Source organism: Rhodanobacter sp. FW104-R8, from assembly GCF_001617365.1.
Classification (GTDB): Bacteria; Pseudomonadota; Gammaproteobacteria; order Xanthomonadales; family Rhodanobacteraceae; genus Rhodanobacter.
In genome coordinates this window covers 40889-54094 of the sequence record NZ_LVJR01000009.1, presented here as the reverse complement: position 1 = coordinate 54094, position 13206 = coordinate 40889, and the positions used below count along the sequence as shown (strand labels likewise).

Sequence of the window (13206 nt, the reverse complement as noted above, 5' to 3'; positions counted from 1 at the left end):
ACGTGAAATAGGCGCAGCCGATGAGACGGCTGGACGTACACTGGATGCATCGACCCGGGAAAACGTTCCATGCCGCTCACCGAGACCCTGCTGACCGTCCTCGTCATCCTCGCCGCGCTGGTGCTGCTATTGCAGATCGCCGCGCTGCTGCGCGGGCGCGGCGACCCCGGCCTGGGCGCGAAGCTGGACGCGCTGAAGGACGACAGCGCCCGCGTCGAGCGCACGCTGCGCGAGGAGCAGCGCGCCGGGCGCGAGGAACTGCAGCAGGGCTTCGACCGTTTCCGCAGCCATCTCGGCGAACAGCTCAGCGGCACGTCGCAGCAGCAGGCCGAGCGCATCGACGGCTTCGGGCAGCGCCTGCACCTGCTCACCGAGCGAACCGACGCCGGCCTGCAGGCGCTGGCGCAACGCCTCGCCGACGACGCACGCAAGAGCCGCGAGGAAACCACGCTCGCGCTCAACCATTTCGGCGAGCAGCAGCAACAGCGCTTCAGCGCGCTCAGCGCCGAGCACGAGAAGCGCATGGGCGAAGTACGCGCCACGCTGGAGGCCAAGCTCGGCGCGATCCAGCAGGACAACGCGGCCAAGCTCGAGCAGATGCGCGCCACCGTCGACGAGAAACTGCACGCCACCCTCGAAACCCGCCTGGGCGAGTCTTTCAAGCTGGTCTCCGAACGCCTGGAAGCGGTGCAGCGCGGCCTGGGCGAGATGCAGAGCCTGGCCACCGGCGTGGGCGACCTCAAGCGCGTGCTCGGCAACGTGAAGACGCGTGGCGTACTGGGCGAAACCCAGCTCGGCGCGCTGCTCGAACAGCTGCTGACGCCCGACCAATACGCCGTCAACGTGGCCGTGGTGCCCAACTCCGACGCGCGGGTGGAATACGCCATCCACATGCCCAACGGCGTCGATGGTGCCGCGCTGTGGCTGCCGATCGACGCCAAGTTTCCGCTCGAGGACTACCAGCGACTGCAGGAAGCCCAGGAAAACGCCAACGCCAACGCCGCGGCGGACGCCGCCAACGCGCTGGAGCGGCGTGTGCGCGACGAGGCCAAGCGCATCCGCAGCAAATACGTGGTGCCCCCGCACACGGTGGATTTCGCCATCCTGTTCCTGCCCACCGAGGGCCTGTTCGCCGAAGTGCTGCGGCGGCCGGGCCTGTTCGAGTCGCTGCAGCGCGACCACCACATCACGGTCGCCGGACCGACCACGCTGGCGGCGATCCTGACCAGCCTCAAGGCCGGCTTCCGCACGCTGGCGATCGAGAAACGCAGCAGCGAGGTATGGCAGCTGCTGGGCGCGGTCAAGACGGAATTCGGCAAGTTCGGCGTGGTGCTGGACAAGGTCAAGAAGAATCTCGACCAGGCCAGCAACCAGATCGACGCGACCGGCGCGCGCACCCGCGCGATCGAACGCAAACTGCGCAGCGTGGAAACCGCACCGGGCGAAGTCACCCAGCAGTTGCTGGGTGACGACGTGCCCGCGCCGGACGAGGGCGACGACCCGGAAGCCTGAGCGCCCCGCCATGCCCGCGCCTGCGCTGGGTGGACGCTGCCGTTAAACTGACCCGACCCGCAACCCCAAAGGCATCCGCATGAGCGACCAGCCCCATCCGAACGACGTCAGCCAGGAACAGGCCGAAGAAGCCGTGCGCACGCTGCTGCGCTGGGCCGGCGAGGATCCTTCGCGCGAAGGCCTGCTGGACACGCCCAAGCGGGTGGTGAAGGCCTATCGCGACTGGTTTTCCGGCTACGAATCCGACCCGGGCGACTACCTGCGCCGCACCTTCAAGGAAGTGAACGGCTACGACGAGATGGTGGTGCTGCGCGACATCGAGTTCGAGAGCCACTGCGAGCACCACATGGCGCCGATCATCGGCCGCGCCCACGTCGGCTACCTGCCGACCAACCGGGTGGTCGGCATCAGCAAGCTGGCCCGCGTGGTGGACGGCTTCGCGCGCCGCTTCCAGGTGCAGGAGAAGCTCACCGCGCAAATCGCGCAGTGCATCCAGGAAACCCTGAAGCCGGCCGGCGTGGCCGTGGTGGTCGACGCCAGCCACGAGTGCATGACCACCCGCGGCGTGCACAAGCGTGGCGTGTCGATGGTGACCAGCCAGATGCTGGGCACCTTCCGCGACGACGCACGCACGCGCGCCGAGTTCCTGCAGTTCATCGGCATCCACGGCGGCCACCGCTGAACGCACGCCTGGCCACCGCGCTGGCGTTGCTGCTGGCGGCATCGGCCACGCTGGCCCAGGACACGCGGTCGGCCTACCTGCAGATGTTCGACAGCGACGGCGACGGCCGCGTCAGCGAGGCCGAGTACGTCGCGTACATGAGCCGCGGTTTCCAGGCGATGGACCGCAACGGCGACGGCATCCTCGAAACCGACGAACTGCCCGGCGGCCGCGGCCGCCCGATCACGCTGCGGGAATACCAGGACAACCTGCGCCGCCAGTTCCACAAGCTCGACCGCCACCATCGCGGCTACCTCGACGCGCAGGAACTGACCGCGCCGCCGCGTTGATACCCCTGGGGAAGGTGTAGGGGCGCACCCTGTGCGCGATGCTCTGATGTGTCATCGGAACGAAGAACATCGCGCACAGGGTGCGCTCCTACACAGGCCTTCGGCTTTTGGCGAGGTGGCGCAAAGCGGCGGGCAGTGCCCGCCCTACAAAACCGCAGCCGGGAGGGGGGATAACCCGTGCGTCAGGCCGAAATCGCCAGCTTCTCGGAGCGGTACAGCTGCACCGTCGCCAGTACCGCAAGCAGCGCCGCCGCCGCGCTGCCGGCCAGGCACAGGCCGAGTTGCCCGGCGCTGACGCCGTCGCCGCGCAGCAGCTGCATGATGCCGAGGTTCTGGCCCAGCAGCGGCACCGCGTACATCCATGCCTGCGCCTTGATCGGCATGAACGACAGCAGCAGGCTGGGGATGATCGGCACCAGCATCAGCAGCGAGATGTAGGTCTGCGCCTCGCGGTAGCTCTTGGCGAACGCGGCCACCATCGACTGCAGCGCGGCCAGCAGCAGCACCAGCGGCAGCATCAGCAGCAGCACATGGATGGCGAAGTGCAGGCCGAGGTCCAGTTCCATGCCGATCTTCCCGGCGGGGATGAATTGCCCCACCACGGCGAACGCCAGCAGGGTGACCAGCAGGCTGGCGAGGGAGAACGCACAGATCGCCGCCAGCTTGCCGCACAGGATCTTCCAGCGCGGCACCGGGTTGGCGAACAGCGGTTCCAGCGATTGCCGCTCGCGCTCGCCGGCGGTGAGGTCGATCGCCAGGTACATGCCGCCCATGAAGATGGTGATGACGAAGAAGTACGGCAGCATCGCGAACATCAGCACCGCGCGCGACTGCGGCGTGGCCTGGTCGCGCTTGGCCACCTGCAGCGGCCAGGCCGTGCCCGGCGACAGGCCGCGCGCCACCAGCCGCATCGCGCCCTGCTGGCGCGCATAGCTTTCCACCAGCTGGGTGACCCGCTCCACCGAGGTGTTCGCGTCGCGCTGCGAGGAGTCGTAGAACAGCTCCACCTGCACCGGCTCGCCTTCGCGCCAGGCCTTGCCGTAACCGGGCGCGATGCGCAACACCACGTCGGCGTCCTGCTTGCGCACCGCCTGGGCCGGGTCGGCCACCGACGCACCCGGCACCACGCCGCCGGCCTTCAGCGCGGCGACCAGGTTCGGCGCGTGCTCGGCGCCGATCACCGGCACCGGCAGCGACTTCTCGGCCTTGTCCAGTTCGCGGTTGAGGGTGAGGTTGATCAGCATCACGAACAGCAGCGGCCCCAGCAGCGGACCGGTGAGGAAGGCGCTGACGAGGGTGCGGCGGTCGCGCAGGTTCTCCTTCACCTCCTTCAACAACACGGTGAGGAAGGCGCCGCGCCGGGTTTTCGGTGGAGTCGTGGTCATGCCGCCAGTCCCTCGTCGGTGCCGATGATCTTCACGAAGGCGTCTTCCAGGTTGGATTCGCCGGTCTGTGCCCTGAGCGCATCGGGCGATTCGTCGGCCACCACGCGCCCGTGCGCGATCACCACGATGCGATCGCACAGCGCGGCGACCTCCTGCATGATGTGGCTGGAGAACAGCACGCAGCGGCCCTCTTCCTTCAACTGCCGCATGAACCGGCGCAGCGCGCGGGTGGCCATCACGTCGAGGCCGTTGGTCGGCTCGTCGAGGATCACGTTGCGCGGGTCGTGCACCAGCGCGCGGGCGATCGCGGTCTTCACCCGCTGGCCCTGCGAGAAGCCCTCGGTGCGGCGGTCGGCGATGTCATCCATCTCCAGCGCCTTGACCAGCGCCTCGCGCCGGCTCGCCAGCAGCTCCTCGGGCAGGCCGTGCAGGCGGCCGAAGTAATCGACGTTCTCGCGCGCGGTCAGCCGCTTGTACAGGCCGCGCGCATCCGGCAGCACGCCGAGCCGGCGGCGCACGCCGAGCGGATCGACCGCCGCGTCGATGCCGTCCACCAGCACCTGGCCGCGGTCCGGCGCCATCAGCGTGTACAGCATGCGCAGCGTGGTGGTCTTGCCGGCGCCGTTGGGGCCGAGCAGGCCGGTGATCTCGCCGTCGCGGGCGCTGAAACCGACGCCGTCGACGGCCTTCACCGCGCCGAACGCCTTGTGCAGATCCCTGACTTCAATCACGACCGATTACTCCGCATGAAGCAGGCATCCGGCCCGGTGCTCAACACGGAAATCACGGCCAGCCACGGCAACAGGATCTGCCCGATGACAGGCGGCGCATCAAGCACGGCGGCGGCGATGACGGCCGCAGCCCACAGCACGGCGTTTGCCGTCGCGTACGGTTTTTTCATGGCGTGGCTCCGTTGAAGTCGATGAAGATCGGCGTGGGCCGCAGCCGGTCCAGGCAGCTCGCGTCCAGCGCCTTCGGGTCGGGCTTCTCGACGAAGTGCTGGATCAGCTGCGGCGTGCAGCCGGCCGCCATCACGCTGTGCGCCTGCCCCTCGAGCACCAGCACGCGCGCGTTCGGCAGGCCCTTCGCCACTTCCTCCGCGTAGCGCGGCGGAGTCACCGGGTCGTACTGGCCGGCCAGCAGCAGCACCGGCTTGGCGGTCTTCAGCGGCTGGTGGAAATCGGCCGGACGCGCGCCTTTCGGCCATGCCGAGCAGACCGCCTTCAGCGCGTCGACCATGCGCGTGCCGAGGATGGTCTGCGCATCCTGCGGGCGCGCCGTGAGCAGGTCGGCGTCCTCGCTGCAGATCACCGAATACTGCATGCCGCTGCCCATCAGGTCGGACAGCTCGCCGGACAGCAGCTTGGCCTGGCCCAGCAGCGGGCCGACGTCGCCGTGCGCGGCGGCATCGATCGACAGCGGCAGCAGCGCGGCGGTGGCCGGCGTATACGCGAACATGCGCACCACGCTGGCCAGCGAGTCTTCGTCCAGCATCCGCTTCACCGTCTGGTAGCTCTGCGGGTCGCGGAAGCTCACCTCGTGCGGGTTCGCGCGCAGCGCGTCGCGCAGCTGGTACAGGGTCTGGTCCGGGTCGCCGAACTTCGCCTTGCAGGCCGGCTCGGCGGTGCAGCGGGCGAACTGCGCCTTCAGCGCATCGTCCAGGTTACGCGCGAAATCCTCGCCCAGCGCCAGCGCATTCGGCACCGCGCTGTCCAGCACCACGCTGCGCACCGCGTCCGGGAAGCGCCTCAGGTACTGCTGCGCCATCCGCGTGCCGTACGACACACCGAGCAGGTCGAACGGCGGCGAACCGAGTGCCTTGCGCACGTCTTCCAGGTCCTGCGCCGCGATCGTGGTGGTGTAGTAGCGCGGGTCGGCGTGGCCGGCCAGCTGGCGCAGGCACTCGGCGGCCGCCGCGCGCAGCTTGCCCGCGTCCAGCGTGCCGTCGTCGCCGGGCGCGGCGCGCTCGTCGACGTGCTTGCAGCCGAGGGCATTCGAGCCGCCGGTGCCGCGCTGGTCCAGCAGCAGCACGTGGCGATGCGCCAGCAGCGGCTGCAGCACCGACGCCACCGTGCCGGCCGAGTCGGTTGCCGCCTGGCCGGGACCGCCGGCGAGGAACGCCAGCATGTCGGGGCTGGCCACCTGCGCGCGCGAACGCAGTACCGCCAGCTTCAGCCTGATCGTGCGGCCGTGCGGGTCGTCGCGGTTTTCCGGCACCGGGAACTCGGCGCACCACGCCGCGGTGCTCAGCCCGCTGTTCGGCTGGGCCAGTTCGCATGCGGTCAGCGTCAGCGAACCCAGTTGCCAGGTCGCCGCCGGCGCCGGCGGCAACGGTTTTGCCGCGGCGCTCGAAGCCCCGGCCGGCGCGGCGGCCACCGCGGCCGGCTCCCGCGCGCGCCACTGGTTCCAGGCCAGGAAACCCAGGCCCACGACCACGGCACCGATGCGGATCGCGGTACGTCCCTTCATTGCCATTCCCTCACTCCTCACCCGGTACGAAGATCGATTCGATCGGACGGCCGAACAGCCTCGCGATCCGGAACGCCAGCGGCAGGCTGGGGTCGTACTTGCCGGTTTCGATCGCGTTGACGGTCTGCCGCGACACGTCCAGCCGCGCGGCCAGGTCGGCCTGCGACCAGCCGTGCTCGCCACGCAGTTCGCGCACGTGGTTGTTCATCGCCCGCGGTAGCGCCTGGCAACCAGCAGCTTGGCCACGCCGAAACCGGCGAACAGGCACGGCATCACCCAGATCGCCACGGCCGCCGGGTCCACCGCCCAGCCGACGCCCGCGCTGAGCAGCAGGCCGAAGCTGAAGTAGCCGAAGCCGGCCGACATCGCCGCGATCGCGATCGCCTCCAGGTCGATGCGCCGCTCCAGTTCGTCCTGGTCGCGGATCACCCGCACGATCGCACGGATCACCAGCACGATGGGCAGCAACGGCAGCAACGCCAGCACGATCCGCCACGGCAGGCTTCCGATCCTCGGCACCAGCACGCCGTACAACACGATCAGCACCACGTAGGCCAGCATCGCCGGGAGGAACTCGCGCAGGTAGCGGCGGTGTACGGCGCGCAGCGTCATGGCGCATCCTCCGCCGATGTGCCGCTCCGCACGCGCCGCCAGCGCAGGGCTCCGGCCACCATCGCAGCCAGCGCCAGCGCCAGCGCCAGCAGCGCCAAGGCGCGCGCGCCATCAAGCTGCTGGCGCAGCAGCATCGCCAGCGCAAGCAGCCCCATCACGGACGCGCCCAGCAGGCAGGCCCGCCACACCGGCATGCGGCCGTCGCCGCCACACAGGGTGCCCGTGCCGTAACGGCGCGCCACCCACCAGCGCGTCGCGTCGTAGCCGATCAGCAACACCGGAAACACCCAGATCAGCACCGATCCCTGCAGCGTCAGCACGCGCGCCGCGGCAAGAAAGCCGCCGACCAGACTGAGCACGCCGACCACCACGGTGGATACGCCCAGGCCGATCAGGTGCGTGCGCTGCTCCAGTTCGTCACCCTGCAGCACGCGCCGGACCATCAGCCAGACCACGTACAGCACCGGCAGCACCGGCGTCAGCGCCAGCGCGACCTTCAACAGCGTGTCGTCCGCGGTGCGGACCAGCGGCCATGCCAGCAACATCACGCCCACATAGACCGTCATGGCCAGCGACAGCCGCTGGCGATATTGCTTTTCGGTGGTTCGTGGCACACGCATGACGACTCCCTTGATCCGCTCATGTCAAGTCAACTTGACATGAGCAGCGTAGGGAATCAGCTTGTCCCATGTCAAGCGAACTTTACAAGCATGTCCATGACCCTCGCCAACTCCTCCGTTCACACGGTACCTTCCATACGTTTTAAGTGACGTGGTTCGCAGTTTTTTCGTGCCATAATTTGTCAGGTAAGTCCGATAAATCGTCAACGAACCGTTGCCCTGCCTCGAATTCCACCGTTCCGTGATCGGCACCAGCACTCGGAGTAACCGTTTACACGGAAGATATGGCACGCTTTTTGCCTATTGCGTACCAGCCTTGGCGGAACCCGCGCCAGCCATCCGTCCGGGGGGACGCCTGCAAGTGCACGACCCTACGCGCCGGGCCGCAGCATCACCTGCCGCTTCCCGGTCGTCGCCCCCCTGTATCAGTCACGCAAGTCCATACCAGTCGACACCACGAGGAAAACCATAATGCACAAGCTCCTGCTGCCCACCGCACTGCTCGCCGCCATGGCCGCCATCGGCTTCGCCCCGACCGCCCAGGCGGTTGACGGCACCATCAACATCACCGGCCAGGTCGTGGGCCAGACCTGCAAGGTCGAAGGCACCGCCTTCGGTACCCAGGCCACCAAGAACGTGGCCCTGCCGCTGGTGCTGGCGCCGGTGCTGAACGCCGCCGGCAACACGGCCAACAAGACCCCGTTCAGCCTCAGCATCACCGGCTGCGACCCGGCCCTGAGCACCGTGCAGACCCAGTTCTCGGGCGCCAACATCGACTCGGTCACCGGCAACCTGAAGCTCACCGGCACCGGCACCGCCACCAACGTGGAAATCCAGCTGCTGAATGCCAGCAACCAGGTGATGCCCCTGAACGGCGGCACCGCGACGGCGCAGAACTCCCAGGTGGTCGCGCTCTCGGGCGGCGCCGCCACCATGAACTACTCGGCGCAGTACATCGCTGTCGGCGGCGCGGCGGGCGCAGGCGCGGCGAACACCAGCGTCGAATTCACGATGAACTACCTGTAAGCCGTTTGCGGCCGTGGCCGGCATCGCCGACGCGGCCGCCTTCCACCCGGAACCCGCCATCCCAATGAACAGACTCGCCTGTGCTCTCGGCACGGGGCTGCTGGCCTTTTGCCTGGTCCTGAGCAACGCCCACGCCAGCGTCGTGATCGCCGGCACCCGCGTGGTGTTTTCCGCCGCGGCCGGCGAGACCACCGTGCGCCTGAACAACGACGGCAGCCAGCCGGCCCTGGTCGAAGCATGGATCGACGACGGCAACCCCGCGTCCACGCCCGACACGGCGAAAGTGCCGTTCCTCATCACGCCGCCGTTGTTCCGCATGGATGCGGGCAAGGGCCAGAGCCTGCGCATCGTCTACACCAACCAGTCGTTGCCGAAGGACCGCGAATCGCTGTTCTGGCTGAACGTGCTGGAGATCCCGCCCAGGCCCGCGGCGAAACCCGGCGAGGAGCAGAACACGCTGCAGTTCGCCGTGCGCTCGCGGCTGAAGCTTTTCTTCCGCCCGCCCCATCTGGCCGGCGACCCGCTCGGCGCCGCCCGGCAGGTCACCTGGACGGTGGCCGCCGACGGCGCGGGCTATGCGCTGGTGGCGCACAACCCCACGCCGTACCACATCACGTTCAGCCAGCTGTCGCTGAGCGTCGACCACGTGGCATACGCGCCCGGCAACGGCATGGTCGCGCCGCTGTCGACGCTGCGCCTGCCGATCAAGAACCTCCGCCGCGCGCCGGCGGCGGGTACCGTGATCGACTACACCGTCCTCAATGATTTCGGCGCCCCGGCGTCCTACCAGGGCACGATCGCACGGTGAATCCGGCCAGCGCCAGCGCCACGCTTGCCGCCAGCGGGCCCGTCGCCCGCCGCCGGCTGCTGTCGGCCCTGGTCGGCCTGGCGCTGTGCGGCGGGGGCGGCCACGCCGCCGCGGCCACCGCGGGCGCGGATGCGAACGCTCCGGCGGCTGACGCCGTGGATGCCAGCTTCGACCGCAGCCTGCTTTCCGGCGCCGGCCAGAACACCACCGACCTGTCCCGTTTCGAGCGCGGCGACTTCATCCCGGCGGGTACCTACAGCGTCGACCTCTTCCTGAACGGCGGATCCGCCGGCCGCACCGACGTGCGCTTCGCCGCCGCATCGGCCGACGCCAGCGCCACCCCCTGCGTGACCCCGGCCCTGCTCGAGCGGCTGGAGCTGCACCCGGACAAGCTGTCGGCCCGCACCATGGCGGAGCTGACCGACGACCACGCTTGCGTCGACATCGCCAGCGTGATTCCCGGCGCCAGCATGAGCTTCGCGATGTCCGACCTGCGCCTGGACACCAGCGTGCCGCAGGCCTACCTGGGGCAGCTGGCGCGCGGCTACGTCGATCCGAAGTACTGGGACGCCGGGGTGAACGCCGGCCTGCTCAACTACAACCTCAACAGCTATCGCACCCGCAGCGGTGGCGTGGCGCAGACCTCGTCGTATCTCGGACTGACCGCCGGACTGAACCTGGGGTCGTGGCACTTGCGGCACGTTTCCTCGCTGAACTGGCAATCCGGGGTCGGCGGCGTGCGTTCCAGCCGCCACTGGCAGAACATCGCCAGCTACGTGCAGCACGACCTGCCACAGCTGCACGCCCAGCTGACCCTGGGCGATTCCTGGACCAGCGGCGAGATCTTCGACAGCTTCGGCCTGCGCGGCGTGCAACTCGCCACCGACGACCGCATGCTGCCGCAGTCGCTGCGCGGCTACGCGCCGACCGTGCGCGGCATCGCCGACAGCAACGCCAAAGTGACCGTGCGCCAGAACGGCATGGTGATCTACCAGACCACGGTGGCCCCCGGCCCGTTCGCCATCGACGATCTCTACGCCACCGGCTACGGCGGCGACCTCGAGGTCGGCGTGACCGAGGCCAACGGCCGCGTGCACACGTTCTCGGTGCCCTACGCCTCGGTGCCGCAGCTGCTGCGGCCGGGCGCCGTGCGCTTCAGCATGGCCGCCGGCCAGCTGCGCGACGAGACGATCGTGCACAAGCCGGACGTGGCCCAGGCCACCGTGCAGCGAGGCTTCTCCAACCTGCTCACCGGCTACGCCGGCGTACTCGGCTCGTCGGGCTACGGCGCGGTGCTGCTGGGCGGCGCGCTGAACACGAGCCATGGCGCGTTCGCCATGGACATCACCGCCGCGCGCACGCACATCCCCGGCATGGACACGCTGTCCGGCCAGAGCGTGCGCCTGAGCTACAGCAAGATGCTGGCGCAGACCGGCACTTCGCTGACCGTGGCCGCGTACCGCTATTCGACCAGCGGCTACCTCGCCCTGGGCGACGCCGCGCGGGCGCGCGACTATGCGCGCCGCGGCCTGCCCGTGTTCGCCACGGGCCGACCGGCCCGGCCGCTGACGATCAACGGCGTGCCGGTGTCGGACCTGCTCACGCCGGCACAGCAGGCGGCGCTGGCCGGCGGCGACTACCGCAACTACCTGGTGCCGGCCGGCGTGGACCGCCAGCGCGACAACTTCAGCCTCACCCTCAGCCAGCGGCTGGGCGCGCGCGGCGGCTCGCTCTACATCAACGGCTCAGCCCGCGACTACTGGAACCGCAGCGGCAGCGACACGCAGTTCCAGGTCGGCTACAACAACTCGTTCCATCGGATGAACTACAACCTCTCGGCCAGCCGCGAGCGCGACCCGTTCGGGCGCAGCGACAACCGCTACATGGTCAACGTCACCATCCCGCTGGGCAGCGGCCAGCACGCCGCGACCCTCACCGGCACGCTGACCCGCGACAGCCACGGCGCCATGCAGGAACAGGCCACCCTGGGCGGCACCGCCGGCGTCGACGACCGCTTCAATTACGGCGTGACCGCTACCCGCGACAGCGGCGGCAACGCCAGCTACGGCAACACGGGCAGTACCGGCAGCATCAACGCGGGCTACCGCGGCAGCCATGCGCAATTCAGCGCCGGCTTCGGCGCGGGCAGCGGCTATTCGCAGTCCTCGCTGGGCGTGACCGGCAGCATCGTCGCGCATCCGGGCGGGATCACCTTCGGCCAGCCGATGGGCGACACCGTGGCCATCGTGCAGGCACCTGACGCCGCGGGCGCGCGCGTCGGCAACGCGGCCGGCGTGCGCATCGACCGCGCCGGCTACGCGCTGGTGCCGTACATCACGCCCTACATCCTCAACACGATCAGCATCGACCCCACCGGATTGCCGCTGGACGTGCAGCTCGACAACACCAGCACCCAGGTGGCGCCGCGCGCCGGTGCCGTGGTGCTGGTGAAGTTCAAGAGCGAGAGCGGGCACTTCGTGCTGATCCAGACACGCCTGCCGGGCGGCGCGACGCTGCCGTTCGGCGCGGAAGTCACCGATGAGCGAGGCCGGTCGATCGGCGTGGTCGGCCAGGCCGGGCGCATCATGGTGCGTACCGCCCGCGAAGCCGGACGCCTGAGCGTGCAATGGCAGGATCGGGACGCCACCCGCACCTGCTCGTTCCCGTACCGGTTGAAGGCCCGCGCCGGGGAGCGGCAGGGCGCCGGTGCCATCGAGCAGATCGACGCGGCCTGCGAACAGCCCCACCACGCGGCGCAGGTCGCCGGGAGCGGAACATGACGCGCACTGCGATCCGGTGGACCACGCTGTTGCTGCTGCTCCTGGCGGCGCCGGGCGCCCATGCCGTATGCCGCTACCTGTCCGGCGGCAATACCACGGTCAGCTTCGCGCTGCCTACCACCATCTCGATCGCGGCGAACACGCCCAACGGCACGGTGCTTGCCACCTCGGCACAGGCCTCACCCGCCAATCCACCCACCATCACCTGCGGCTACTACAACGGCAACAGCAGCAACTGGAAGGTCCAGGCCGAGACGATGACCTACGGCGTCGCCAATGCCCGCGGCGGATACCTGGCGGACAACTACACCTATGACAGCGGCATCCCGGGCATCGGCTACCGCATCACGCACCCGCGCGCCTACCTGACGGCGTATCCGCTCAACAGCCAATCCGTCAGCCAGGCGACGTTCAAAGTGAGCTCCGGCCTGGAACTGGTCAAGACCGGCCCGATCACCTCCGGCGGCACGCTGGCGGCGGGCAAGCTGGGTGATTGGCAATGGACCGACGCGGGAGGAAACAACCTGTTCCCGGAAACGTTCTGGCTCGGCAACTCCATCACCTTCACCACGCCGAGCTGCACGATCGTCGCCAACCCGATCAACGTCGTCCTGCCCAAGGCGCTCGGCAGCGCCTTCACCGGGGTCGGCGCGACCTCGGGCAAGACGCCCTTCCAGATCCAGCTGTCCTGCCCGCCGGGAACCGCGGTGTCCGCGATCACCATGCACGCCGCGTTCCCCGACAGCCACACCGGCGTGGTGGCGCCGGCCGGTGCCGGCTATGCGGCCGGCGTCGGCGTGCAGATTCTCGACGGCAACTCGAACGCGGTGACGTTCGAGACGCAGGCCGTAGTGACTCCGGCGGCCACCACGTCGATCCCCTACTACGCGCAGTATTTCCAGACCGCGGCGGCGGTCACCAGCGGCCCGGTCAAGGCCACCGTGACCTTCGACATTTTCTATCAATAAGCGGCAGTCAGACGG

Annotated in this window: 14 protein-coding genes; 7 read left to right on the top strand and 7 right to left on the bottom strand. The window is 69.2% G+C overall.

Going from position 1 to position 13206, the window contains the following annotated elements; genetic code table 11:
- Window positions 1–69: 69 nt before the first annotated feature.
- The 3 genes from RHOFW104R8_RS02030 (at window position 70) to RHOFW104R8_RS02020 (ending at window position 2523) form a co-directional block, all read left to right on the top strand.
- Window positions 70–1512: a DNA recombination protein RmuC gene (locus RHOFW104R8_RS02030; RefSeq protein WP_068092190.1), complete on the top strand. Its 1443-nt coding sequence runs from the start codon at window positions 70–72 to the stop codon at window positions 1510–1512.
- Window positions 1513–1591: 79 nt separating this feature from the next.
- Window positions 1592–2194: a GTP cyclohydrolase I FolE gene (gene folE / locus RHOFW104R8_RS02025; protein ID WP_068092193.1), complete on the top strand. Its 603-nt coding sequence runs from the start codon at window positions 1592–1594 to the stop codon at window positions 2192–2194.
- Window positions 2191–2523 (top strand): EF-hand domain-containing protein, encoded by a 333-nt coding sequence (locus RHOFW104R8_RS02020; protein ID WP_068092328.1) that lies wholly within the window; start codon window positions 2191–2193, stop codon window positions 2521–2523. The genes folE and RHOFW104R8_RS02020 overlap by 4 nt, the downstream gene beginning before the upstream one ends.
- 182 nt (window positions 2524–2705) lie before the next feature.
- Here the strand turns inward: RHOFW104R8_RS02020 and RHOFW104R8_RS02015 are convergent, their stop codons facing one another.
- Genes RHOFW104R8_RS02015 through RHOFW104R8_RS01990 form a run of 7 tightly spaced genes read right to left on the bottom strand, consistent with a single transcriptional unit; the run spans window position 2706 to window position 7609 of the window.
- Complete coding sequence (locus RHOFW104R8_RS02015) at window positions 2706–3908, bottom strand: ABC transporter permease (RefSeq protein WP_068092196.1); 1203 nt, start codon at window positions 3906–3908, stop codon at window positions 2706–2708.
- The gene (locus tag RHOFW104R8_RS02010) at window positions 3905–4639 is read right to left on the bottom strand and encodes an ATP-binding cassette domain-containing protein (protein ID WP_068092199.1); all 735 of its coding nucleotides are present in this window, start codon (window positions 4637–4639) and stop codon (window positions 3905–3907) included. The genes RHOFW104R8_RS02015 and RHOFW104R8_RS02010 overlap by 4 nt, the downstream gene beginning before the upstream one ends.
- On the bottom strand, window positions 4636–4809 hold the full coding sequence (locus tag RHOFW104R8_RS17555) for a hypothetical protein (RefSeq protein WP_161487734.1): 174 nt from the start codon (window positions 4807–4809) through the stop codon (window positions 4636–4638). The genes RHOFW104R8_RS02010 and RHOFW104R8_RS17555 overlap by 4 nt, the downstream gene beginning before the upstream one ends.
- Window positions 4806–6383 (bottom strand): alpha/beta hydrolase, encoded by a 1578-nt coding sequence (locus RHOFW104R8_RS02005; protein WP_068092202.1) that lies wholly within the window; start codon window positions 6381–6383, stop codon window positions 4806–4808. The genes RHOFW104R8_RS17555 and RHOFW104R8_RS02005 overlap by 4 nt, the downstream gene beginning before the upstream one ends.
- A 4-nt stretch (window positions 6384–6387) precedes the next feature.
- A complete protein-coding gene (locus RHOFW104R8_RS02000) occupies window positions 6388–6585 on the bottom strand; it encodes a helix-turn-helix transcriptional regulator (protein WP_201028673.1) in 198 nt (65 codons plus the stop codon).
- On the bottom strand, window positions 6582–6989 hold the full coding sequence (locus tag RHOFW104R8_RS01995; protein ID WP_068092206.1) for a hypothetical protein: 408 nt from the start codon (window positions 6987–6989) through the stop codon (window positions 6582–6584). Before RHOFW104R8_RS01995 ends, RHOFW104R8_RS02000 begins: the two co-directional genes overlap by 4 nt.
- Complete coding sequence (locus RHOFW104R8_RS01990) at window positions 6986–7609, bottom strand: hypothetical protein (protein ID WP_082823489.1); 624 nt, start codon at window positions 7607–7609, stop codon at window positions 6986–6988. Before RHOFW104R8_RS01990 ends, RHOFW104R8_RS01995 begins: the two co-directional genes overlap by 4 nt.
- Window positions 7610–8080: 471 nt before the next feature.
- On the opposite strand from RHOFW104R8_RS01990, the gene RHOFW104R8_RS01985 reads away from it, so the two are divergent.
- The 4 genes from RHOFW104R8_RS01985 (at window position 8081) to RHOFW104R8_RS01970 (ending at window position 13191) form a co-directional block, all read left to right on the top strand.
- On the top strand, window positions 8081–8635 hold the full coding sequence (locus RHOFW104R8_RS01985) for a fimbrial protein (RefSeq protein ID WP_068092208.1): 555 nt from the start codon (window positions 8081–8083) through the stop codon (window positions 8633–8635).
- Between the two features lie 64 nt (window positions 8636–8699).
- The gene (locus RHOFW104R8_RS01980) at window positions 8700–9443 is read left to right on the top strand and encodes a molecular chaperone (RefSeq protein ID WP_068092335.1); all 744 of its coding nucleotides are present in this window, start codon (window positions 8700–8702) and stop codon (window positions 9441–9443) included.
- The gene (locus RHOFW104R8_RS01975) at window positions 9440–12223 is read left to right on the top strand and encodes a fimbria/pilus outer membrane usher protein (protein WP_068092211.1); all 2784 of its coding nucleotides are present in this window, start codon (window positions 9440–9442) and stop codon (window positions 12221–12223) included. Before RHOFW104R8_RS01980 ends, RHOFW104R8_RS01975 begins: the two co-directional genes overlap by 4 nt.
- Window positions 12220–13191 carry a fimbrial protein gene (locus RHOFW104R8_RS01970; RefSeq protein WP_068205420.1) on the top strand — a complete coding sequence of 324 codons (972 nt, stop codon included), beginning with the start codon at window positions 12220–12222 and terminating at the stop codon, window positions 13189–13191. Before RHOFW104R8_RS01975 ends, RHOFW104R8_RS01970 begins: the two co-directional genes overlap by 4 nt.
- Window positions 13192–13206: the final 15 nt, after the last annotated feature.